20 protein-coding genes and 2 CRISPR repeat arrays are annotated in these 24,526 nt (G+C 31.9%); of the genes, 12 read left to right on the top strand and 8 right to left on the bottom strand.

What is annotated here, in order from left to right:
* Nucleotides 1-32 precede the first annotated feature (32 nt).
* Nucleotides 33-839, bottom strand: a complete 807-nt coding sequence (locus tag EAG11_RS04985) for a hypothetical protein (RefSeq protein WP_129538180.1) — start codon at nucleotides 837-839, stop codon at nucleotides 33-35.
* A 427-nt stretch (nucleotides 840-1,266) separates the two neighbouring features.
* On the opposite strand from EAG11_RS04985, the gene EAG11_RS04990 reads away from it, so the two are divergent.
* The 10 genes from EAG11_RS04990 to EAG11_RS05035 all read left to right on the top strand — a co-directional run bounded on the left by EAG11_RS04990 (nucleotide 1,267) and on the right by EAG11_RS05035 (nucleotide 15,766).
* Nucleotides 1,267-1,656 (top strand): single-stranded DNA-binding protein, encoded by a 390-nt coding sequence (locus EAG11_RS04990; protein ID WP_129538181.1) that lies wholly within the window; start codon nucleotides 1,267-1,269, stop codon nucleotides 1,654-1,656.
* Nucleotides 1,657-1,695: 39 nt separating this feature from the next.
* Entirely contained in the window at nucleotides 1,696-2,055 is a 360-nt protein-coding gene (locus EAG11_RS04995; protein WP_129538182.1) for a hypothetical protein, read from the top strand.
* Nucleotides 2,056-2,085: 30 nt separating this feature from the next.
* Nucleotides 2,086-2,466 (top strand): Cas9 inhibitor AcrIIA9 family protein, encoded by a 381-nt coding sequence (locus tag EAG11_RS05000; protein ID WP_129538183.1) that lies wholly within the window; start codon nucleotides 2,086-2,088, stop codon nucleotides 2,464-2,466.
* On the top strand, nucleotides 2,463-3,791 hold the full coding sequence (locus tag EAG11_RS05005; protein ID WP_129538184.1) for a PcfJ domain-containing protein: 1,329 nt from the start codon (nucleotides 2,463-2,465) through the stop codon (nucleotides 3,789-3,791). Before EAG11_RS05000 ends, EAG11_RS05005 begins: the two co-directional genes overlap by 4 nt.
* A gap of 239 nt (nucleotides 3,792-4,030) precedes the next feature.
* Nucleotides 4,031-4,501, top strand: a complete 471-nt coding sequence (locus EAG11_RS05010; RefSeq protein ID WP_129538185.1) for a RadC family protein — start codon at nucleotides 4,031-4,033, stop codon at nucleotides 4,499-4,501.
* Between the two features lie 750 nt (nucleotides 4,502-5,251).
* Nucleotides 5,252-9,298, top strand: coding sequence for a type II CRISPR RNA-guided endonuclease Cas9 (gene cas9 / locus EAG11_RS05015; RefSeq protein ID WP_129538186.1), 4,047 nt, complete (start codon nucleotides 5,252-5,254; stop codon nucleotides 9,296-9,298).
* A gap of 2 nt (nucleotides 9,299-9,300) precedes the next feature.
* On the top strand, nucleotides 9,301-10,197 hold the full coding sequence (gene cas1, locus EAG11_RS05020) for a type II CRISPR-associated endonuclease Cas1 (protein WP_129538187.1): 897 nt from the start codon (nucleotides 9,301-9,303) through the stop codon (nucleotides 10,195-10,197).
* A complete protein-coding gene (gene cas2 / locus EAG11_RS05025) occupies nucleotides 10,190-10,537 on the top strand; it encodes a CRISPR-associated endonuclease Cas2 (protein ID WP_129538188.1) in 348 nt (115 codons plus the stop codon). The genes cas1 and cas2 overlap by 8 nt, the downstream gene beginning before the upstream one ends.
* 495 nt (nucleotides 10,538-11,032) lie before the next feature.
* A CRISPR array of direct repeats spans nucleotides 11,033-12,821; the repeat unit is 46 nt; unit sequence GTTGGGAATTATAAGTAAAAATACAATTTTGAAAGCAATTCACAAC.
* Nucleotides 12,822-13,383: 562 nt separating this feature from the next.
* Nucleotides 13,384-14,340: direct repeats of the CRISPR family, unit length 46 nt; unit sequence GTTGGGAATTATAAGTAAAAATACAATTTTGAAAGCAATTCACAAC.
* A 73-nt stretch (nucleotides 14,341-14,413) separates the two neighbouring features.
* A complete protein-coding gene (locus EAG11_RS05030) occupies nucleotides 14,414-14,659 on the top strand; it encodes a hypothetical protein (RefSeq protein ID WP_129538189.1) in 246 nt (81 codons plus the stop codon).
* A 552-nt stretch (nucleotides 14,660-15,211) separates the two neighbouring features.
* Complete coding sequence (locus EAG11_RS05035) at nucleotides 15,212-15,766, top strand: fasciclin domain-containing protein (protein ID WP_129538190.1); 555 nt, start codon at nucleotides 15,212-15,214, stop codon at nucleotides 15,764-15,766.
* Between the two features lie 82 nt (nucleotides 15,767-15,848).
* Here the strand turns inward: EAG11_RS05035 and EAG11_RS05040 are convergent, their stop codons facing one another.
* From EAG11_RS05040 to EAG11_RS05070, 7 genes are all read right to left on the bottom strand, one after another.
* The gene (locus tag EAG11_RS05040; RefSeq protein WP_129538191.1) at nucleotides 15,849-15,989 is read right to left on the bottom strand and encodes an SsrA-binding protein; all 141 of its coding nucleotides are present in this window, start codon (nucleotides 15,987-15,989) and stop codon (nucleotides 15,849-15,851) included.
* Nucleotides 15,990-16,076: 87 nt separating this feature from the next.
* Nucleotides 16,077-17,525 carry a serine hydrolase gene (locus EAG11_RS05045; protein WP_129541031.1) on the bottom strand — a complete coding sequence of 483 codons (1,449 nt, stop codon included), beginning with the start codon at nucleotides 17,523-17,525 and terminating at the stop codon, nucleotides 16,077-16,079.
* 75 nt (nucleotides 17,526-17,600) lie between these two features.
* Nucleotides 17,601-19,286 (bottom strand): M56 family metallopeptidase, encoded by a 1,686-nt coding sequence (locus EAG11_RS05050; RefSeq protein WP_129538192.1) that lies wholly within the window; start codon nucleotides 19,284-19,286, stop codon nucleotides 17,601-17,603.
* Nucleotides 19,287-19,292: 6 nt separating this feature from the next.
* Nucleotides 19,293-19,652, bottom strand: coding sequence for a BlaI/MecI/CopY family transcriptional regulator (locus EAG11_RS05055; RefSeq protein WP_129538193.1), 360 nt, complete (start codon nucleotides 19,650-19,652; stop codon nucleotides 19,293-19,295).
* A gap of 34 nt (nucleotides 19,653-19,686) precedes the next feature.
* On the bottom strand, nucleotides 19,687-21,366 hold the full coding sequence (locus EAG11_RS05060; protein ID WP_129538194.1) for a M56 family metallopeptidase: 1,680 nt from the start codon (nucleotides 21,364-21,366) through the stop codon (nucleotides 19,687-19,689).
* 6 nt (nucleotides 21,367-21,372) lie between these two features.
* A complete protein-coding gene (locus EAG11_RS05065) occupies nucleotides 21,373-21,732 on the bottom strand; it encodes a BlaI/MecI/CopY family transcriptional regulator (protein WP_129538195.1) in 360 nt (119 codons plus the stop codon).
* Nucleotides 21,733-21,868: 136 nt separating this feature from the next.
* Nucleotides 21,869-23,131 (bottom strand): MFS transporter, encoded by a 1,263-nt coding sequence (locus tag EAG11_RS05070; RefSeq protein WP_129538196.1) that lies wholly within the window; start codon nucleotides 23,129-23,131, stop codon nucleotides 21,869-21,871.
* A gap of 95 nt (nucleotides 23,132-23,226) precedes the next feature.
* Here EAG11_RS05070 and EAG11_RS05075 point away from each other — a divergent pair, with 95 nt between their 5' ends.
* Nucleotides 23,227-23,829 carry a DUF1684 domain-containing protein gene (locus EAG11_RS05075; RefSeq protein WP_129538197.1) on the top strand — a complete coding sequence of 201 codons (603 nt, stop codon included), beginning with the start codon at nucleotides 23,227-23,229 and terminating at the stop codon, nucleotides 23,827-23,829.
* Nucleotides 23,829-24,476: a TatD family hydrolase gene (locus EAG11_RS05080; protein WP_129538198.1), complete on the top strand. Its 648-nt coding sequence runs from the start codon at nucleotides 23,829-23,831 to the stop codon at nucleotides 24,474-24,476. The genes EAG11_RS05075 and EAG11_RS05080 overlap by 1 nt, the downstream gene beginning before the upstream one ends.
* Nucleotides 24,477-24,526: the final 50 nt, after the last annotated feature.

Raw genomic sequence — 24,526 nt, forward strand, 5'->3', positions numbered from 1 at the left:
CCATCGCTTGCCTTACCCTCAGAATCATGAAATCAATGTTCCGAGACAGAAGATGAAATTATACTTTTTTCCAGTTGCTTTAATTTCTGGATTTCAATAATCACGCCGTAGGCATAAAATGTGCTGTAGGCCTCTTCGCCGTAATCAAAGCCGTCTGTTATATTACGGCTTTCCGCAGCAGAAAGATTTATATCTTCTGTCTGCACTTTAAAGCCGATGCCGGGATTTTTGAATTCAGCAAATTCTACTTCTAATCTATCGATGCAGGCGCTTTGCGATTCCATCAGACTTTCCTTTTTCTGTATCTTGTTAAGATTGTTATGGTGCATTATAAAAACAATGAAACCGCTTTTTAGCGAATTTTCAAAATTTGGGATTTCAGCGGCAAGGAACTGCTGTATCCTCTGGAAATCCTTTTTTAGTTCTCCCATGTCTGGATTTATCGCTTTGGCCTCAAAGATGTATTCTGAAATGTTCTCCGAGTTGCAGATTCTCGATAAGGCAATATCGACCTTTCCGCTTCGTATTGCATCATAGTTTTGACTGTATTCTTTAGACTGGCTGGCAAAGATGGTGGGCGACCAGATATCTTCCCTAAGTTGTTTGTAATTCTCAAAACAGTTTTTGTATAAGGTCTGGGTGTTTTTTTCTGCTTCGATTTTATAATTATAACCATCTTTTTCATTCCATTTCAGAAGCGCTTTGCAAAGGTTCACGGTAATGAAATATTCTGTCATTTTGGTGACGTTCTGATCAAATGAGAGTTTCAGTACCTGGCACTCTCCATATGATTTTCGAAGGGCGGCGAATGTTGCCGCTTTAAAAGGATTGTCTGTCATAATTTTTAGTAACTGATATAAAGTGTTATAAATATAGTATCATTTTTTACTCGTAAAGTTGAGCTTTTTTTTAAAATAATGCCGTCTAAATGATTCAAGACTGCAATCTGTATGAGATGTCGCTGTAGATTTTTTCTTCCTTTTTGTTTTTCCTCTTAGCTATCGGTTGCTTGTACATTTTTGACGATGCATCAATGAAAGTTTAAGTAAGGGTGTCTTCAATTCGAAACGGATAAAAAGGCAGCCAAGATAGTGTGCGCCGGATCCTGCAGGCGCATAACGGCCCTGCCGCCCTTCGGGACTTATAGCCCTCCGCATCCTTAAGCGCCCACTTGATTCTTGCTTTCTTTTTTTCCGTTTTTTCTTTTGAAAACATTTTTTGCGGAGCAGGCGGGAAGAAGCAGTAATAATCTAAAACTTTTAAATCATGGAAATTACAGGACGCTTAACCAGAGATGCTGTTGTTGCCAAAACAGCAAAAGACAGACAGGTTGTTAACTTCTGCATTGCAGTTAATGACACCTACAAAAACAAAGACAGGAATGAGGTAAAAAAAATAGTCACTTTTATTGACTGCTCGTACTGGCTCAGTGCAGGTATAGCCCAGTGGCTTAAAAAAGGCACAATGGTGGAACTATTCGGAAGAATCGGTGTGAACGCTTATCTCAGCAGTGAGGGTAAAGCAATAGGCAGTCTCACTTTTCACACCAATAATATTAAAATACTGATTTTCAAATCAGACACTCAGCCTGTTCAGTCGGGAAATTTTTCTGCCAAGAAAAGTAAAAAAGAAGAACCCGATGATCTGCCTTTTTAATGTTCGGATGATAAATGTATAAGCCTAAAGAAATGAGTTATGAAAGCCTTAGAAAAATCAATATACGCCGATTATGATGTACGCCTTGCGTTCAATAAAATTATTCTTTCCGATTTGGAATCGTATGACGGAACTAAAAAAGTAAAGCTTAAATCTTTCCTTGAAGACCTGCAGAGAATCGGGTGCATCAGCGGTATGATTTCCGAATTTATTTATCATGCCGATTGTAAAAAATTCTATATCCAGCATCTTGATGATTTAGAAGACATCAGGGAAGAAATCGAAGATTCGCTTGGCGAAGCTGTAAAAAACAGACACCGCCTGCCTCACTACACTTTTATGTGCTGGCTGTGTTTCGAAGAATACTGTTTTGACATATACAGAAGCAGTTTTGAATAACAGTTACTGTTCAATCTTAAATCAACTTTTATGAAAGCTTCAGACCAATTTAAAACCGTTATAGAAAATTATCTGAGTGAAACTGCGCAGAGCGACACCGTCTTTGCGCAGGACTTCAGTAAAGCATGCAAAAACTTGGAAAGCTGTTTCAATTACATTTTTGCCGAGGTAAAAAAAACGGGACTGTGCGCCTTTGATAATCAGGAAATATTTGACATGGCTGTTAAATATTATACCGATGACACTATTGCCGAGCCTCAGCCTATAAAATGCAGGGTTGTGGTAAATCAGCCTGAAAAACCTGATTTGTTTACCTCCTCATCCGAAGTTCCTCAAAACAGCATCGTTTTAAAAACGCAAGTGCCTGCTTATAAAACCGCACCAAAAACCTTAACACTCTTTGACCTATGATACCTAAAACCATCATCGAAAAGCAGATTACAGAACTGAGTGTCTCCCTTAAACCTGTAACGGAAAAAATGCAGGGGAGAGCGGAAAAAGACATTTTTCTTAAATGGGCTGTCCTGTCAAGGGGAAAATTTCATTGTTTGGAATGCACCTGCACTTGGAAGCCTGATGCGCAGAAAGCATCCTGCACAAATTATATAAACTGCACAGCTTGTAGGGGGAAACTCAAAATACAGCAGTACAATCAGGTGCATTTCAAAGAAATAGAGTACTGGGCAGTTTTGAATATATGCGCAGGATTTCAGGTGGTGCGTATTATCTGCTCGCATAAAAATATGAAAAAGAATTTTATGCCGTCTTACTTTCACAAAGAAGCCATGCAGCACTGGATAAATTCAAAAGGGGAGGTGCGTACACTCTCGCTCGGCACCAACGTTTTTTCAAATACCTATGATGCCTGGAAATATTACTCGCCCCTTGAAATCCGCCCCAAAAATTTTGAGGATTCTCCCAAATACCGCATTAATCCTTATAAGGTTTATGCAGGAGGGCAGGTGCTTGATGTCCTTAAAAGAAACGGTTTCAAAGGCAGTTTTTACACCATTGCACCGCAGGTGCTTTTTACGGCTCTTTTGAAAGATTCCCATGCCGAGACGCTCCTTAAAACGGGACAGACAGATTTTTTGAAGCATTATCTGCTGTCGCGCGCGCAGTATATCAGGGAAAACTGGCAGGCGGTTAAAACGTGTTTTAAAAACAATTTTAAGGTGTCAAATTTTACGCTTTGGGAAGATTACATCTCACTGCTGAGATGGTTTAAAATGGATTTGAATATTCCCCAGAATGTCTGTCCTGAAAACTTAGCTGAACAGCATGACAGGCTTGTCGAGCGCAAACGCAGAATTCAGAGACGTCTTAAAATAAAGGAACTCCGCTCGGAAATCCAGCAGGCGCAGATGATCTATGAGGAGCAGAAAAAACAGTTTTTCGGACTGGAGTTCACAGAGGAAAATCTCAGCATTAGTGTCATGGAAAGCGTGCAGGATTTTCTCGAAGAGGGCGACGTGCTCCGACACTGCGTATTTACCAACGAATACTATAAAAAGAATAACTCCCTTATTCTTTCAGCTAAATTTGAAAACAAGCCTGTAGAGACCATAGAGGTGGCACTCCCGTCACTTGAAATTGTGCAGTGCAGGGGAGACAAAAACAAGGTTTCCCCGCACCACAAACAGATTCTAAAACTTTTGAATCAGAACCTGTATCAGATTAAAAAGCGGATAAAAAAGCGGATAAAAAACAAAAAAGCAGTCCGAGCCGAAATTTAGTTTTCGGCTTTTTTTTTAACAAAATGTTAAATTGCGGCGCCCAGACACTTAAAGGCTGGGGTATTGTCTCAAGGGGTTCAGGCTTAATTCTAAAACAAAGTTCGGGAAGGAAAGGCGGTTCGCCGAAAAAAATTCCCCCATAAATGCAGGTGAAAAACCTGCTTTATTGCGTTGCTTTTTTCGCTCGCTTTCTCATTCCCGGCTGAGGTTCCATAATTAATCTTAAAACTTTAGAAATCATGGAAACTTCAAAGACACTTCAGAACTGGAATCAGGTAGCAGAAATTCAGTTGGTTTACAAAACAAAAGTGAAAGCATCAGAAAGACCTTTCATAAATTCTTCCAAAACGGCTTACCAGCTGGCGCTCCAGTCCTGGAATCCCGATACAATAGAATTTTTCGAGCAGTTTAAAATCCTTCTTCTCAATCAATCCAATAAGGTACTTGGAATCTATGAAGTTTCATCTGGAGGTATTTCCGGCACCATAGTTGACCTCAGACTGATTTTTGCAGCGGCACTTAAAGCTAATGCCGTATCGCTGATTATGATTCATAATCATCCTTCGGGACAAATCAGACCTTCCGAGGCTGATAAACAGATAACCAGAAAAGTCAAAGAGGCCGGTAGCATTCTCAATATTACACTGCTGGATCATCTCATCATTACCCCTGAAACCTACTATTCCTTTGCAGATGAAGGAGCTTTTTAGCTCCTACATTTTTTAATAATTGGAACGTAGGTATTTAATAAATTGACCTACTAATTATTTTTATAAAGAAGCTTTATCTCAAATTATGTAGAGATTTCTTTGATTTGCTATTAATAGGAAACATGTCTAGACATTTTAATTAGTTACATAAATTTACGGAAACGCTAATCTTTCGGATAAATCAATAGGTAAATATTAGTAACAATTAATTATGAATAAACAGTATAAATCGTACAGACAATATATTTTTACTCAGCTAATGATAATTTTCAATTTCAGATGTTACAATATATACCTAACTAGCATTATTTTGCTTATTGTAGTTGTCAAATCGATAAGCTTATCAATAGCTCGTGAATCAACACGCAGCTTTTAAGTTTTTTAAATTATATAATAAGCATCTGCGATATTTCTACTGAATCTGTACTAAGTTGTAAATAGTATAACATCTGTACCTTGCTTAAACTCCTTAAGATTTGTGAATGATTTTTGCGATGCCGGCCTATTGAAATTTTTTAGTAGAATAGTCAAAATAATTTCTCAACAAATATTATAATGCCTAAAATAATAAGTATAAAAAAAGCGACCCTTGTGAGGCCGCTTTGAATGTTTTCACAACGGAATAATCCTTATTGTGAATTGCTTCAAAATTGTATTGCAATAATACAAAAAAATCTCTATCCTTAATTATGGTTTTCCGTAAATCAATTAATTATCTTTTACTTAATTTTAAAAATTAATTTTTTAGAGATGAAAAAAATATTAGGATTAGATTTAGGGACAACTTCTATTGGTTGGGCATATATCCATGAAGCAGAAAATAATGATGAGACATCATCAATAATAAATTCAGGTGTACGTATTGTGCCTCTTACTACTGATGAAGAAGCCGACTTCAAAAAAGGAAATACTATTTCCATAAATGCAGACAGAACATTAAAGCGTGGAGCAAGACGAGGCCTGCAGCGTTTTAAACAAAGAAGAGATGCTTTATTAGAGACCTTCAATAAAATAAAATTTATTTCTACTGGTTTTGTTTATGCTGAAACAGGAAAAGAAACTACTTTCTCTTCATACCAATTAAGAGCTAAAGCAGCAATTGAACCAGTTTCTAAAGAAGAGCTAGTTCAAGTTTTATTGATGCTTAATAAAAAAAGAGGTTACAAAAGCAGCCGAAAAGCAAAGACTGCTGAAGAGGGAGATGCAATTGATGGAATGAAAATTGCCAAAGAAATTTTTGAAAATAATTTAACACCTGGACAATGGGTTTATAATTCATTATCAAAAGGAAGTAGATTTATTCCTGATTTCTATCGTTCAGATTTACAGAAGGAATTAGATAAAATTGTGCGTTTTCAAAATCAATTCTATCCAGAACAATTAAACAACAAACTTCTAGAAGATATTCAAGGAAAATCAAGAACACAAACTTCTCAACATTTTTCAAGAACATTAAAAATTGAACTTGCAGAAAACAAAGGAACCAGAGAAGAAACCAAATTACAGCATTATAAATGGAGAAATGATGCTTTGACAAACGAACTTGATTTAAAAATTTTAGCATTTATTCTTACTGAAATAAACAACCAAATTAATCAATCCAGTGGCTACCTTGGTGCAATTAGCGACAGAAGCAAAGAATTATATTTCAATCAACAAACTGTTGGTCAATTTCAATACAAGCAACTCGAGAAAGATCCACATGCCAAACTGAAAAATCAAGTATTCTATCGTCAGGATTATTTAGATGAGTTTGAAAAAATTTGGGAAACACAAAGGCAATTTCATAGCGAATTAAACGACCTGCTAAAAACAGAGGTTCGTGATGTCACAATTTTTTATCAACGAAAATTAAAGTCCCAGAAGCATCTTGTAAGTTTCTGCGAATTTGAAAAAGGACATAAAGCAATTCCGAAATCATCTCCTTTGTTTCAGGAATTTAGAGTTTGGCAGAACTTAAATAATATTGTTGTCAAAAATGAGACTACAAAAGAACCTTTTGTTTTGGATGAAGACCTAAAAAAAATTCTTGCACAACAATTATTGTTTAAGGACAGTATTACTGACTCTCAATTATTATCTTTTTGTGAGCTAAAAAAGGGGACTCATACTGCAAATTTCAAAAAAATTGAAGGAAACAGAACTAATACTGAGATTTATAAAGCTTTTGAAAAAATTCTGGTTTTAGAAGGCTATGATGAATTAGACCTTACTAAATTAGATGCTTTTGAAATAAATAAAATAATCAAATCTGCATTTTCTGATTTAGAAATTAATACTGATATTCTTGATTTCGATACAAATATTCAAGGGAATGATTTTGACAAACAGCCCTACTATCAGTTTTGGCATTTATTATTTTCTGCGGAAGATGATGATTTTTTAAAAAAAAGTCTGATGAGTAAATTTGGCTTTAGAGAAAATCACATTCCATTTCTTTTGAATGTAATCTTACAAGCTGATTATGGTAGTCTGAGCGCTAAAGCAATTAAAAAAATCCTCCCTCATTTAATTGACGGACATATTTATGACAAGGCATGTACATTAGTTGGCTATAATCATTCATCATCCCTAACAGCAGAACAAAATAATAATAGAGTTATCAAAGATACTTTGGAACTACTTAAAAAAAATAGCTTAAGGAACCCCGTTGTAGAAAAGATACTTAATCAAATGATTAACGTTATTAATGCTATTTTAAAGGACCCGACATTAGGAAAGCCAGATGAAATTCGTGTAGAATTAGCCCGTGAATTGAAAAACAATAATGAGCAACGCAGTGAAATGACAAAAGCTATTAATAAGAGTACTGTAGAACACGAGCAAATCAGGAAATTATTACATCACGAATTTGGAATTCATCGTGTAACCAGAAATGATGTTATACGCTATAAGCTTTGGAAAGAGTGCGACGGTATTTCTTTATACACAGGAAAACCAATAGAACCATCAAAATTGTTTACAAAAGATTACGACATTGAGCATATTATTCCAAAATCACGTTTATTTGACGATAGTTTTTCGAACAAAACCATTTGTGAACGTCAATTAAATATTGATAAAAGCAATAAAACAGCTTACTCTTTTTTACAAGAAAAATTATCTGCTGAAGAGTTTGATCAATTCGAAAAAAGAGTAAAAAGCTTGTTTGGAAAAATTAGCCGAACAAAACAGAACAAACTCTTAATGGCTGATAATGAAATTCCAGAAGGTTTTATTGAACGCCAATTAAGAGAAACACAATATATTGCAAAAAAAGCCAAAGAAATTTTACTGGAAGTTTCCAGAAATGTAACTTCAACTATTGGAAGTGTAACTGATAAACTTCGCGAAGATTGGGAACTGGTTGATGTGATGAAAGAACTCAATTGGGACAAATATGATAAATTAGGTTTAACTCATATAGAGGAAGGTAAGAACGGAGAGCGTTTGTACAAAATTAAAGATTGGACAAAACGAAATGACCATCGTCATCATGCGATGGATGCTATAACAGTTGCTTTTACAAAGCCAGCATACATTCAATATTTGAACAATTTAAATGCAAAAACGCAAGGCGATAAAAAAGCAGATTCTATTTTTGGAATTGAAACTAAATATTTAAAAAGAGATAAGAATAATAAGCTTCGATTCATCGAACCAATGCCTAACTTTAGGGAAGAAGCAAAAAAGCAACTCGAAAGCATATTAATATCCTACAAAGCAAAAAATAAAGTAGTTACCAAAAATAAGAATATAACTAAAAAAGGCGGAGGAACAAATCAGAAAACACAGCTCACTCCACGTGGACAATTGCATAAAGAAACAGTTTATGGTAAGTTACAACAATATGGTACAAAAGAAGAAAAAGTAGGTGTTAATTTTACAGCTGAATTAATTAATAAGGTTGCGAAAAAACAGTATAGAGAAGCTTTATTAAATCGTTTGTCAGAAAACAAAAATGATCCTAAAAAAGCTTTTTCAGGGAAAAATACATTATCTAAAAATCCAATATATCTAGATGTCAACAAAACTATTGAATTACCAGAAAAGGTAAAATTAGTTTGGCTAGAATCCGATTATACTATCAGAAAAGATATTACTCCAGATTTAAAAATTGATAAAGTAATAGATATTGGCTTAAAATCTATTCTTCAAAGCCGTTTAAATGAATTTGGTGGAGATCCTAAAAAAGCTTTTATCAATTTAGACGAAAATCCAATTTGGCAGAACAAAGAAAAAGGAATTGCCATAAAACGAGTAACCATTAGTGGAGTAAGTAATGCTCAGGCTTTACACGTTAAGAGAGATCACTTCGGGACTGAAATTTTAGATGATAACGGAACTTCGATTCCGGTTGATTTTGTTAGTACAGGTAATAATCATCATGTAGCTATTTACAGAGATGCAAAGGGAAATTTACAGGAAAAAATTGTTTCTTTCTATGAGGCCGTAACTCAAATTAGTTTAGGATTGTCAATTATTGATAAGGATTATAGAAAATCTGAAGGTTGGGGATTTGTATTCACATTGAAGCAAAATGAATATTTTATATTTCCTTCTGAAGGATTTAATCCACAAGAAATTGATCTTCTAAATCCTAGTAATTATTCTTTGATTAGTCCTAATCTGTTTAGGGTACAAAAATTAGGAACAAAAGATTATAATTTTAGACATCATTTAGAAACTCAATTATTGGACAATAGTAAATTGAATAACATCGCTTATAAAAGAATTAGAAGTCCAAAAGAATTATCAACTATCGTCAAGGTTAGGATTAATCATTTGGGTCAATTTGTGCAATTAGGAGAATATTAGTTATGATAAAACGGACACTTTTCTTTGGTACCCCAGCTTATTTAAGTACTAAAAATGAGCAAATTATAATATCTTATCCCGACAAGGATCAGGAGACTAAAAGCGTTTCTATTGAGGATATTGGGGTAATTGTTTTAGAAAATCAACAAATTACTATAACTAATGGATTATTAGAAAAACTAACCCAAAATAATGTTGCTTTAATTAATTGCGACCAACAACATTTGCCAATAGGCTTGTTAATGCCGCTAAACGGGCACACAGAACAAACAGAACGTTTTAAAAATCAAATTAATGCTTCTGTTCCACTAAAAAAGAATCTGTGGCAACAGACTATAAGCTCTAAAATTACGAATCAGGCTGGCCTATTAAAAGAAAAGGGAATTCCAATGCGTAAAATGGAATTATGGGCAAAGGAAGTAACCTCTGGAGACTCTTTAAATCACGAAGCACGGGCTGCAGTATACTATTGGCAAAGCCTGATAAAAGTGGAGAATTTTACAAGGGGTCAAAAAGGAATACCTCCTAATAATTTACTCAATTACGGCTATGCCATTTTAAGAGCCATCACGGCAAGAGCCTTAGTAAGTTCGGGAATGCTGCCTACATTAGGAATCTTTCATCGCAATAAATATAATGCCTACTGCCTTGCTGACGACATTATGGAACCTTATCGACCATATGTGGATTTGATTGTATGCCATATTATGGAAACAGCTGATTCTTATGAAGAATTAACTGTTGAAATAAAAAAACAATTATTGAATATTGCAACAATAGATGTAAACATTGATGGTAAAAATAGCCCTTTGATGGTAGCTATGAGTAGAACAACCAATTCTTTACATGAGTGTTTTGAAGGAAGTTCCAGAAGAATTTTATACCCAATTTATGTATGACGAGCATTATACACGTTTAAATCAATATAGGAGTTTGTGGATATTAGTATTTTTTGATCTGCCCACCGAAACGCGTAAAGAGCGTAAAGTTGCTAGTGCTTTTCGTAAGAAATTATTAGACGATGGCTTTTCTATGTTCCAATTTTCGATATATATGCGTTTTTGTGCTAGTAGGGAAAATGCAGAGGTACATGCTAAGAGAATAAAAAATAGCTTGCCTGAGCATGGAAAAATTGGCGTGATGCAAATCACAGATAAACAATTTGGAATGATGGAACTGTTTTATGGAAAAAAACCTGTTGAAACAGAAAAACCATCTCAACAATTAGAACTTTTCTAATAATTAGGATAAAAAAAATACCTAAACAGCTCTGGTTCAGGTCTTAAATTAAGCAACTTTTTAATTCCTAAGAAAATACATAATTGCCAACATATCAAACGATTAACTCGCGGTATGTTGGGAATTATAAGTAAAAATACAATTTTGAAAGCAATTCACAACACATAATGCAACGGTTCAAAAGTATAATGGTTGGGAATTATAAGTAAAAATACAATTTTGAAAGCAATTCACAACAACCCAACGGTTGGCGGTTCTCTTTACCTCGTTGGGAATTATAAGTAAAAATACAATTTTGAAAGCAATTCACAACGCGTTTCTGATGCATACAGACAGTTAATAGGTTGGGAATTATAAGTAAAAATACAATTTTGAAAGCAATTCACAACACGACGTCGGCGACTCCCATTTTTGAAAACGTTGGGAATTATAAGTAAAAATACAATTTTGAAAGCAATTCACAACTACGATATAAATGTAGAGGGCTTAGCAACCGTTGGGAATTATAAGTAAAAATACAATTTTGAAAGCAATTCACAACAATAATTAAACACAAATAAACATGAACTCGGTTGGGAATTATAAGTAAAAATACAATTTTGAAAGCAATTCACAACTGGAGTTTAAATAAAGTAGAGAAACAGTCAGTTGGGAATTATAAGTAAAAATACAATTTTGAAAGCAATTCACAACAACGAGGTCTACTATTCAAGAGCTTGCTGGTTGGGAATTATAAGTAAAAATACAATTTTGAAAGCAATTCACAACTATGGGTAAGAACCAATCCTTCAAAACCTGTTGGGAATTATAAGTAAAAATACAATTTTGAAAGCAATTCACAACCGATACAATGCAATGGTATCAAGATAGTATGTTGGGAATTATAAGTAAAAATACAATTTTGAAAGCAATTCACAACTGATACAGTTATTGAAAAATTAAAAAAAGGTTGGGAATTATAAGTAAAAATACAATTTTGAAAGCAATTCACAACACACGGTACTGCTGATTTACTAGCAGAAGCGTTGGGAATTATAAGTAAAAATACAATTTTGAAAGCAATTCACAACATGAATTATCGCAATCTGCATCACACGGTTGTTGGGAATTATAAGTAAAAATACAATTTTGAAAGCAATTCACAACATCATAGGAGCCGCTTTTTTAAAATAATAAGTTGGGAATTATAAGTAAAAATACAATTTTGAAAGCAATTCACAACGTATTTGGCCCTGTAATTAAACTTTCTACAGTTGGGAATTATAAGTAAAAATACAATTTTGAAAGCAATTCACAACTCATTTAAGGTTTCTCTAAGTTTCTTTAATGTTGGGAATTATAAGTAAAAATACAATTTTGAAAGCAATTCACAACAATATTCTTCTATGTATGTGATAATGCTTAGTTGGGAATTATAAGTAAAAATACAATTTTGAAAGCAATTCACAACTGAACCGTTAGCGGTTTGTCCTTGCATTGCGTTGGGAATTATAAGTAAAAATACAATTTTGAAAGCAATTCACAACTAATAAGATAATAGCCCGTAACAGGCAAGTGTTGGGAATTATAAGTAAAAATACAATTTTGAAAGCAATTCACAACTAACGTGCAGGACATGAGCGCGGTCGTTCAGTTGGGAATTATAAGTAAAAATACAATTTTGAAAGCAATTCACAACAGAAGCAGTAAGTACTGCATAACCGTCTGAGTTGGGAATTATAAGTAAAAATACAATTTTGAAAGCAATTCACAACTATTTCGGAAGAGATGCCATTAGAACTTTTGTTGGGAATTATAAGTAAAAATACAATTTTGAAAGCAATTCACAACTATATTACATATCCAAAAGATATTAATGAAGTTGGGAATTATAAGTAAAAATACAATTTTGAAAGCAATTCACAACACATTTCGCTGTCTTTAGTAATGAATTTTAGTTGGGAATTATAAGTAAAAATACAATTTTGAAAGCAATTCACAACTTGACTTGTGAAGCGTTAGCATTGTTCTCTGTTGGGAATTATAAGTAAAAATACAATTTTGAAAGCAATTCACAACAGTACAAGCAATTAGTAAGCATCGAACTTGTTGGGAATTATAAGTAAAAATACAATTTTGAAAGCAATTCACAACCACATACTTGTTGAATTATTTGTCCTTTAGGTTGGGAATTATAAGTAAAAATACAATTTTGAAAGCAATTCACAACATAGACTATATTACAATTTCGAGTTCATTGTTGGGAATTATAAGTAAAAATACAATTTTGAAAGCAATTCACAACGATGACAAAGGAAATGAGCAAAAAGGAACTGTTGGGAATTATAAGTAAAAATACAATTTTGAAAGCAATTCACAACATAGACTATATTACAATTTCGAGTTCATTGGTTGGGAATTATAAGTAAAAATACAATTTTGAAAGCAATTCACAACGAATTTCCTCCAGTAAAATTTTGATAAATAGTTGGGAATTATAAGTAAAAATACAATTTTGAAAGCAATTCACAACCTATTAGTTACATGCTTACTGTCTTTTGCTGTTGGGAATTATAAGTAAAAATACAATTTTGAAAGCAATTCACAACAGCTATTTGTTTCATTACATCTATTAAACGGTTGGGAATTATAAGTAAAAATACAATTTTGAAAGCAATTCACAACCAGTTAGAGTTCATTACTTACACCCTCTAAGTTGGGAATTATAAGTAAAAATACAATTTTGAAAGCAATTCACAACTATGAATCTACTAAATCTTTCTGTATTCCAGTTGGGAATTATAAGTAAAAATACAATTTTGAAAGCAATTCACAACATTAGAACAGCAACCTTATAAGAAAGGCCTGTTGGGAATTATAAGTAAAAATACAATTTTGAAAGCAATTCACAACTGAAATATCTGTGCTAATTGTCGAAGGAAGTTGGGAATTATAAGTAAAAATACAATTTTGAAAGCAATTCACAACAAGGACAATTAGATAATTCTGATGATTTTGGTTGGGAATTATAAGTAAAAATACAATTTTGAAAGCAATTCACAACAAACGACAGTAAAACAGTTTTAAATATTAAGTTGGGAATTATAAGTAAAAATACAATTTTGAAAGCAATTCACAACTAAATGTAATCGCATTTTCGGCCACCTCTAGTTGGGAATTATAAGTAAAAATACAATTTTGAAAGCAATTCACAACGATTACGTAATATTTAAAACCAAGTTTTTCGTTGGGAATTATAAGTAAAAATACAATTTTGAAAGCAATTCACAACTCGTAACCTGTATGTAATTGAACTCCGTTAGTTGGGAATTATAAGTAAAAATACAATTTTGAAAGCAATTCACAACGGGAAGAGTAATCTAATTAGGATTTTGGAAGTTGGGAATTATAAGTAAAAATACAATTTTGAAAGCAATTCACAACAGTCATTAAGATTAAGCATTACTAAAAAAGGTTGGGAATTATAAGTAAAAATACAATTTTGAAAGCAATTCACAACAGGTTGTTTGGAAACTTAGCGATTCCATAAGTTGGGAATTATAAGTAAAAATACAATTTTGAAAGCAATTCACAACATGATAGTTAAAACTAAATCGAATTTACAAGTTGGGAATTATAAGTAAAAATACAATTTTGAAAGCAATTCACAACTAACAAGGTTTTGCAAGTAAATGACAACGGGTTGGGAATTATAAGTAAAAATACAATTTTGAAAGCAATTCACAACGGATTAGCTACAATCAATATAAAATTTACTGTTGGGAATTATAAGTAAAAATACAATTTTGAAAGCAATTCACAACTTTGATGCTTTAATACTCATAAGACAAAAGGTTGGGAATTATAAGTAAAAATACAATTTTGAACTATTTTATTTTGACAGAAAGTAAAATTATCTCTAAAAATCCTTTTTGGTTTTGGAAAGTAACCAAAATAGACTTTAATTCAATTACAAGTATATCCATATTACACCCTCCAAAGACAGCAATTTCATTAGAAATTAAAATGGAGAATGCAACAAAACTTATACCTGTATCTAGTTTAAGAGATCATACTTGGAAAGAATTGAAAAAGCATCTGATTAAAGAAAATATTGTGTTGTATGATAAAGTGGGTTTTTAGTAAGGAATTTTTTCTTGCTAAAAATATAAAATTAAATTTTACAAGAGATTAAAAATAGGAGTTAGAGTTTCCCATTTAAGGATTAAGGATAGTTTCTTTCTAACTAAAGGAACTTAGTTTATTCAGAAACTAAGCCTGTCAAATAAAATTTTAAATGATTGGCTTTCAGAAAAGAAATATGTTATTTTGTGAAATAAAATAGTTACTTTGTTCCATATTTGTACCATTGTATTGTAATGTATTGATAATCAGTTACTGTTATTTTTGAAGAAGTCAAATAATTCTTCTTTAAACAATAATGAAAAACCGAGTCAGAAATGACTCGGTTTTTTTTTGCTAATTTTTAAAGGATTATCGGCCTCGGTTTTCAGTCCAGAACTTGAAACCAGAAACAAAATATAACAGTCAGATAAGATGTTTTTGATAGATGTTAATTCTCTGTTTGGTAGGTTTTTATGGAGTGTTAGCATTTTTTGTTCTATTTATTTTCAGATATTAAAAACCAAATAGGATGTTATGTCGTAAATGCTTTTATAACTAAAAAATTAAGTCATGAAAACTAAAAACATTTTAACAGCAGTAATTTTTACATTAGTATTTGGAGCAACTTCTTTCGCTCAAAAATCAGTTATGGTTGGTGGAGCAGCAATGTATCCTAACAAAAACATTATTGAGAATGCAGTCAACTCAAAAGACCATACTACATTAGTAGCTGCGGTTAAAGCTGCGGGCTTAGTAGAAACTTTAGAAGGTAAAGGGCCATTTACTGTTTTTGCGCCAACAAATGAGGCATTTAATAAATTGCCAAAAGGTACAGTTGAAACATTGTTGAAACCAGAAAATATTAAAAAATTACAAACCATTTTAACTTACCATGTTATAGCTGGTAAAATGAATGCATCCGATATCGCAAAAGCTATAAAAATGGGTGGTGGTAAAGCTTCGCTTAAAACAGTAAGTGGAGGAACGATAACAGCCTGGATGAAAGGAAAAGATTTGTACATAAGTGACGAAAGCGGAAATAAAGCAAACGTTACTATTGCAGATGTGAATCAATCTAATGGTGTAATTCATGTAATTAATACAGTGTTGTTGCCTAAAAGTTAATATTTAGACCCGATTGCTCCAATAATCAAAAAAAGCCCTGTATGTTGTACAGGACTTTTTTGTGTTTAATGAATAATGTATGTTATCCTAAAGCGCGTGCTGTAACAAAATAGCGGTAACCAATAATAGCCATTTGCCATTTCTTTGCTTTTGTTATATCAAGTCCTTGTTTGGTAAAACTGGGTAGAATAAGTTTATTTATCTGAGCTAGAATTTTATACATAAGAGTAGGATTTTTTTCAAAGATATAAAAAAAGACTTTGTAGTGATACAAAGCCCTTTTTATTGAATTTTAAATAAGTTTTAAATACTATTTTGCAAGTAGTTTATCTATTTTAGCCAACATTTCTTTGGCGTTTGCATTTTCTGGCGAAAGCTCCAGTGCTTTTTGATACGCCTGTTTAGAGATTTCAATCTGACCGTTATTAAAGTAACTTTCGGCTAGACTATCAAATGCATTTCCTGATTTAGGATTCTCTTTTGTATTTAATTCAAAAACTTTTATGGCATCATTTACTCTTTCGTAATTCATCAATGTATAGCCAATAGCGTTTAATCTGTCTTCAAACTTCCATTCAGGATGATTCTTTTTCAAGGCAAGATAGTTTTGCTCCGCTTTTGTAAAGTCTAATTTCAAAAAATCCTGTGTTATCTTTTCGTCAGCTAGTAAGTAATCATCGATTAAGGTTTTATCTACAATTCCTGCTACATGATTTACTACTTGAGACTGTACAGATAAATTGCCATATTTGTGACCATTAGATAAAAAAATGATAGTTAAATCGTTTTTAGTAAACTTTCTAAAAGCAGTTTCATTTCCGCCTGTAAAACCATACGAGATGATTTTGTTTACAGGGTAAAAATCCCAACCATATCCAAAATTTTGAGTACTATTAGTGTATTTAAATGGCTCCCACATTGGATACTTTGTTTCTTTTTTTAAGAAAGTATTTTTATCTAAATTTTCATTCCAACGAATAAATTCTTGCAGAGTAATATTTAGACCATTTGCCGAATGGAGATCAGCGCCACTATTTGAGGTTTGTTTTACATACTCCTTTGTTTTATTATTGTAATTATATCTAAATGCACTGTTAGGCACCGATTCACCAAAATTAGAGGAGAAATAAACTCCAGATTTAACTCCTGGGAATTGATTTTGCATGATGTATTCTTCAAACGACAAACCTGTTATTTTTTCTATTATCTTGGTAAGGAACAAATAATTTGTTTGATTGTAATTGTATTCACTTCCAGTTGCAAACTCCATTGGTTTCTTTGATAGTATTGCAATTTTTTCATTATAGGATAATGTAATCGGAATATCTTCAAACATTACGATGTTTGGTAAGCCTGATGAATGAGTTAATAAATTCTTCACTTTTATACTTTGCCATTCTTTTGGGAGATTATCAAGATATTTAGAAATTGGGTCTTCCAGAGATAATTTTCCTTTCTCGATAAGTTGAAAAATTCCAACATTTGTTATCAGTTTTGTTGTAGAGAAAATCTTAAAAGCAGTGTTTTTATCTACTGGTTTATTATCCTCAAAAGAAGCTTTTCCAAAGTATTTTTCGTAGATAACTTTTCCGTCTTTGATAACAGCTAGTGCAACTCCAGGGATTTCATTTATTTTGATTACTTCATTAATATAGCTATCGATTTTTTGTTTTATTTCGTTTTGATTAACAGCTGCTTTTTGACCAAAACAGCTGTTGAAGATGAGTAGAAATACTGAAATTAAAAATGCTTCTTTCATAGTAACAATTAAGGAATAATGCATGTGTGTGTATGATTTTTCATCACAGATTAAAGAAAGATAGTTTCTTTTTTCTTATTTTGATTTGCTTTCTTTTTGAAATTTTCGCATGTCCTTGTCAAATTTTGCCATTTCGACATTGAATTTTTTCATGTCTAGATCAAATTGCTTCATTTCTAAATCAAATTCTTTCATTTCAATGTCGAATTTGGCCATTTCTTTTTCATAAATCGCTTCACGCTTTGCCATTACAGCTTCTACTTCTTTTTCGTAAGCAGACATATTTGGTTTAAAAGCTTCCATCTTTTTATTAAATTCAGCCATTTCTTTGTTGAATTTTTGCATAGCTTTTGCATCATTTATATCTTTTGGATGTACAGGAGGTTTTGGCATTTTAGACATGTCAATATTCGCAACAGGCATTGGTCCTTCAGGAAATTCAGGAGTATCCGGAGGTGTTGGTGGCGTTGGAGGTATAGGAAAATCTTCATTGGTATTATAACTTTCATCTTCTTCTGAGCTTTCACTCATAGTTACAGGCTGATGGATATCTTTACCAGTTTGTAAATTAATAGATTCGGTACCATCTTCGTTTTTTATTATAACAACACCAAAAGGTTTTATGGCTTCATTGCCACTAGTTTGCATAATTTGCGATTTACCATTTTTTCTTTTTATGTCAACACGTATTCCAGTTAATTCATTAGTCGAATTTCTTGTTATATCGCTGAATGCAATGATTACTTCATGATTTGTTTTTAATTTTTGTACAATTTCATCTAATTCTTTATCTGTTGTATTCTTCTTAATTTTGTATACAAATACATTTTTAGGATCAGATTTTGTATTAACAATAATATCTTCTTTTACTTCCTTTTGTTCTTTTTCCTGTGCAATAACTTTTACTTGAAATAGGAATACAAATGCTCCTAATGCGGGAAGTATTAAGGCATACTTTAAGTAATTTTTCTTTTTTGATTGATTTTTGTTTAACATGACGATTCGTTTTTTGATTAATGATTGATAAAAGTGATTGGTGATTGCAACACAGTTTTCGTGTGTTGTTATTTTTAAAAGTGTGTATTGATAGGCCCTTTTATCGGCTATTTTTTTCAAGGCTTCAGCATCGGCAATGAATTCCAGATTTTGCATGATGGCTTTTTTATAAAGCCAAACAATTGGGTTAAACCAGAATACAATACAGAATATCCTTGATATCAATACATCTGAGGTGTGATTTTGTTCGCTGTGAATTTTTTCGTGCTCAAGAATGTTTTCTAGTTCAGTAGAATTGTACAGTGATGAGTTGTACACAATATAACTGAAGAATGAAAATGGAGCAATATTTTCTGAAACATCTACAAACTTAAAATCGGATTGATTTAGAATGGTTTGTCCTTTAATAACTCTTTTTAAGCTATAAAAGTCGAAAGCAAACTTTAATAATAATATAGAGATGATTGAAACATACAATAGTACCAAGCACAAATTTAAATGAATATCAAACCAACTCTGTTCGACAGGAATTGTTTGTATAACATTATTATTTATAGGTAAAGTAAAATTTGTACGAACAGGGGCAACCCAAACTATTTTGGTATAAACTACAAGAGGCAATACAATCGAGGTGATTAATCCCGATAATAAAAACCATCTATTGCTATTAAAAAAAGTTTCTTTTCGCAATAAGAAGTAATACGCTAAATAAAACAAGGTGATTAGTCCGCTAGTTTTAAGAATATAGATGAAAATTGCCTCCATAAATTATTATTTTTTGTTTTCTATCATATCTAAGATTTCACGTAATTCATCGGCCGAAATTTTTTCTTCTTTGGCAAAAAAAGAAACCATATTCTTGTACGAACTATTAAAATAATTATCAATTGCTGTATTCATAAAGCGCTTGCTATATTCTTTTAAAGTTACTACAGGATAGTATTGATGCGTGTTCCCAAAAGGAGTGTGTGCTACAAAGCCTTTTTCTTCCAAGTTTCGTACAATAGTCGATAGGGTGTTGTAATGCGGTTGATCCTCAGTAATTTCTGCTTGGATTTCTTTTACGAATGCTTTGTTTAGCTTCCATAAAATATGCATTATTTCTTCTTCTTTGTTAGTTAACTTTTGCATGTTTTTAGTTTTATTTTAGATGCAATCTGGAATGTTATTTTTTGGTTACAATTTCAATTACACCATTTTCTCCCTGAGTTCCGTATTTAGCTATTGCATCAGGTCCTTTAAATACGCTCATTGATTTGATATTTTTCGAATCAAGTTCATCTAGACTTATATCAGAAACTATAATACCATCTATAATTATTAATTGTTCGGATTTTTTTGAGCTTCCTTTTTTTGGAGAAGATATTTTGATTGTAGTTTCATTTTTTGTGTCATTTTTTGTGTCAGTGTTTGCCTTAGTTGAATTAGCGTTTTTATTAATTTTAATACTCGTAAAACTGCTACTGTTAGCATTTTTATCATTTTTTAATTGAATAGCTATATCATGAGCATCTTTATCATCGTTATTAATAGTAATGGCAACATTGTTATCACTAGTGGTAGTTGAAGTAGTAGTAAAGACACTTGAGCTTTTATTATTTTTAGGCTCATTCTTAAGTTCTTTAGCTCTTTTTTTATCTTCAACTTTTTTATCAGTAGTAAAGGCAACTTTTTTAGAGCCGTTTTTGTATGTCGTTACGATAATTCCGCAGTTTTTAATTGCTTTACTTTCATTCAAGAGAAAGGTTTGGTTTAATTCAGAGCCTCTTTTTACCTCTATTCTAATAGCTTTTAACAGATTTTCGGAATTGCGTTCTAAATCTGAGAAAACAGCATCTATATTGTGATTTTGTTTTAGTTTTTCGGCCATTACTTTTAATTCCTGATCTGTTGCACTATTTTTAATTTTGTAAATATCTACATCAGTTATTTCTTCTATTGGATCTGTTTTCAGGGTTTCATTCTTGATGGATTCCTTTTCTTTTGCTATAATTTCAACTTGAAATAAAAGTACAAAAGCTACAAGTGCTGGAATTACAACGTAGTATTTCCATGAATTTCTCTTTTTTGATTGATTTTTGTTTAACATAATGATTCGTTTTTTGATTAATGATTGAAAAAAATGATTGGTGATTGCAACACAATTCTCATGTGTTGTTATTTTTAAAAGCGTGTATTGGTATGCTTTTTTGTCGGATATTTTTTGTGCAGCTTCGCTATCTGCTATGAATTCAAGATTTTGTAGAATAGATTTTTTATAAAGCCAAACAATGGGATTGAACCAAAATAATATGCAAAAGATTCTTGATACCAGAACATCTATTGTATGATTTTGCTCACTATGTACTTTTTCATGCTCAATAATACTTTCTAGTTCTAAATCGCTATACAATGATGAGTTGTACACGATATAATCAAAGTAAGAAAAAGGAGCGATATTTTCTTTTATGTCAATGAATTTAAAATCAGCTTGTTGTTTTATTTTTTGGCCCTTTAAAACAGAATTTAAACTATAGAAATCAAAAGCAAATTTTATTAATAGAGCCAAGAATCCAATACCATAAATAGCAATTAAAGCAAAATTCCAATCAACAAGTGATACATCCGGATTATTTTGGGGAGTATAAATTTGATAATTATTGATATATGAAGTTGGAGTAGAAGCAATCCAAACTGTTTTAGTATAAACTATAAAAGGCAATACAACCGAGGTGATTAATCCCGTTAATAAAAACCATCTATTGCTATTAAAAAAAGTTTCTTTTCGCAATAAAAAATAATACGCCAAATAAAATAGGGTGATTAGTCCACTAGTTTTAAGAATATAGATGAAAATTGCTTCCATAAATTATTATTTTTTGTTTTCGATCATTTCTAGAATTTCACGTAATTCGTCTGCAGAAATTTTTTCTTCTTTGGCAAAAAAGGAAACCATATTTTTATACGAGCTATTAAAATAATTGTCAATTGCCGTATTCATAAAACGTTTGCTATACTCTTTTAAAGTTACTACAGGATAATATTGATGTGTGTTTCCAAATGGAGTATGAGCCACAAAACCTTTTTCTTCTAAGTTTCGTACAATAGTCGATAGCGTGTTGTAATGCGGTTGGTCCTCAGTAATTTCAGCCTGAATTTCTTTTACAAATGCTTTATTTAGCTTCCATAAAATGTGCATTATCTCTTCTTCTTTGTTGGTTAACTTTTGCATATTTCTAATTTTAAATCAAACGTACAACTATTTTTATAGTTACACAACTAAAAAAGCAGTTATTAAACTATTTTTTTAGTTAAGGTCTATTCTAAAGAAGTCGTATTAGAAACGTGTTTCTAGTTTAAAATATTGTTTAACAGGTTTTTAGTTTGCTTTTAAAATCTTTTTTGTGTAGTTGTAAAATGCTGTTTTCTTTTTGTAATTCTTTCTGAATCCAAAAACAACATATGGTTGCAGCTAGTCCAATAGTTCCCATTATGAACCAATTATATTGATATCCTAATCGGGTAATAAATTCAAAACCTACTTTGGAGCTAATAATATGTGCCAAGCTAAAACTCATGGTATATAAAGCCATATAGCGTCCTTCTTGACCTCGTGGCGCTCTGCTTAAAGCAAAAGCATTAGAAAAAGGGAAGGCTAATATTTCGCCAAGAGAAACTATAATCATTGCAAATACAAGTATTCCAGCCCAAACATTAATTAATAATAAATAGAAGCTTGAAGCCATTAATATAGTACCATAGATAATTATCTTTATTTTATGAATAGCATTTCGCTCTAAGTAGCTCACAATTGGCATTTCGAGTGAAAATATCATAAGTCCGTTTAGTGTCATTAATAATCCTGTTTGCAATTCGCTTAAGCCAAATTTTTCATTGTGATATAATGGTAGCGTTGTAAAAAGCTGAAAGAAAATTATAGCAGTTGCAAAACTTACAAATAAAAACGCCCAAAATATTTTGTCCTTAAACACCGATTTAGGTTCGCTTATTATATCGTGACTACTGTCATGAACTGGTTTTTTCTTTTCTTTTACCAGTAATGCAAAAATTGAAATTGCTACAATACAAGAAGCACCATCCACCCAAAATAATCCTTTATAACCAATTCCCATAATAATTAAACCTCCTAATGCAGGACCAGCAGCAAAACCGAGATTTACTGCAAGTCGTACCAATGTTAAGGCGCGAGTTCTGTTTTCGGGTTTGGCATAAGCACTTAACGAAACATACATTGCAGGACGAAACATATCGGCGATGACCATAATACTAAACATTGCAAAGCACAATGCCCAGAAAGTCGTTATGTATTGTAAAAAGAATAAAGAGATCCCGCTGGTAAATAAACTAAATACCATTATTTTGTAAAAGCCTATTTTATCTGATAGCTTACCACCAAGCCAAGAACCCAACATAGAACCTAATCCAAAAGCGACCATAATCCAGCCCACTTCATTGTATGAAAATTGAAGGTCTTCTTTTAAGTATTTCGATAAAAACGGTAGAACCATTGTTCCAGCACGATTAATAAACGTGACAAGTGTAAGTATCCAAATTTCTCTAGAAAATCCTCTAAAATTGTTTATATAGCGTTGAAAGGCGTTGATTAGCATTATAAATGGGTTATATGTGCAAAGTTATAAAACTTTGTAACTTACAGTCTTTGTTGCTTTGTTACTTTTAAACTATTTTTGCTAAAATTTATAAGATGAAAAACCTAATTCTGTTTTTAGCCCTTTTAGTATTTAACTTTGGCTTTGCTCAAGAAAAATTTGATCGTGTTGCTGCCGAAAATTTTCAAAAGACAATTAATAGCGAATATGCAGATGCAAAAACAAGTCCGTTGCTTCCTGAAGATTTAAAAACTTTCCAGACATTAGATTTTTATCCAATAAATGAAAAATATGCTGTCGTGGCTAAATTTGTAAAAGCCAAAAAAGAGAAACCGTTTGAGATGAAAACCTCTACAGCAAGAAAGCCAATGTATATAAAATATGGAATGGTATATTTTATTATTGATGGAGTTGATTTACAATTAAATGTATATCGAAATATTGACCTTTCTAAAAAAGAAGAATACAAAGATCATCTATTTTTACCTTTTTCGGATTTAACTTCTGGAAAAGAAACTTATATAGGAGGAAGGTACATTGATTTAAAAATCCCAAAAGGAAATACAATTGTAATTGATTTTAACCAGGCATATAATCCGTATTGCGCTTATAACCATAAATATTCTTGCCCAATTGTACCTTTAGAGAATGATTTAAATGTGGCAATAGAAGCAGGTGTTAAAAAGTTTCATGATTAATGCAATTTTTAAATTTCCATACACATAAATCAGCAAAACGTCCAGATGTTTTGGATATAGTCAATCAATATCCTAATGAGTTTGACGAAAGCGTAGCTTTTTACTCTATCGGAATTCACCCTTGGTATATTGTAAAGGAACGAATTGAAGCTGATCTGGAAATTATAAATCAAAAAATGACTGCCGAAAATTGTTTGGCTCTTGGCGAATGTGGCTTAGACAAGCGAACAGAAGTTCCGTTTGAATTACAAGTAGCTGTTTTTGAAAGGCAATTACTTTTGGCAGAAAAACACCAAAAACCTGTTGTGGTACATTGTGTAGCAGCATTTCAGGAAGTGATTGCTTTGAAGAAAAGATTAGGAATTACAGTTCCTATGATTATTCATGGTTTTTCTAAAAATGAGCAAGTAGCGAAACAACTTTTAGACAATGGATTTTATCTTTCTTTTGGAAAACATTTAATCAGGAATCCTCATTTAGAAACTATTTTTAAAAGTATTCCTAATAACCGTTTTTTTTTAGAAACGGATACAGTCGATGAATCTATAGCTATAGTGTATGCGATAGCAGCAAAATATAAAAATAGTACAGTTGATGAATTACAGCAATTACTTGCTAGTAATTATAAAACAGTATTTAATAAATAAAAAAGGTTCAGATTTTTAAAACCTTAATAACATTAAACTTTAAACAAAAT

Origin of the sequence: Flavobacterium sp. 140616W15 (genome assembly GCF_003668995.1) — a bacterium.
Lineage (GTDB): Bacteria > Bacteroidota > Bacteroidia > Flavobacteriales > Flavobacteriaceae > Flavobacterium.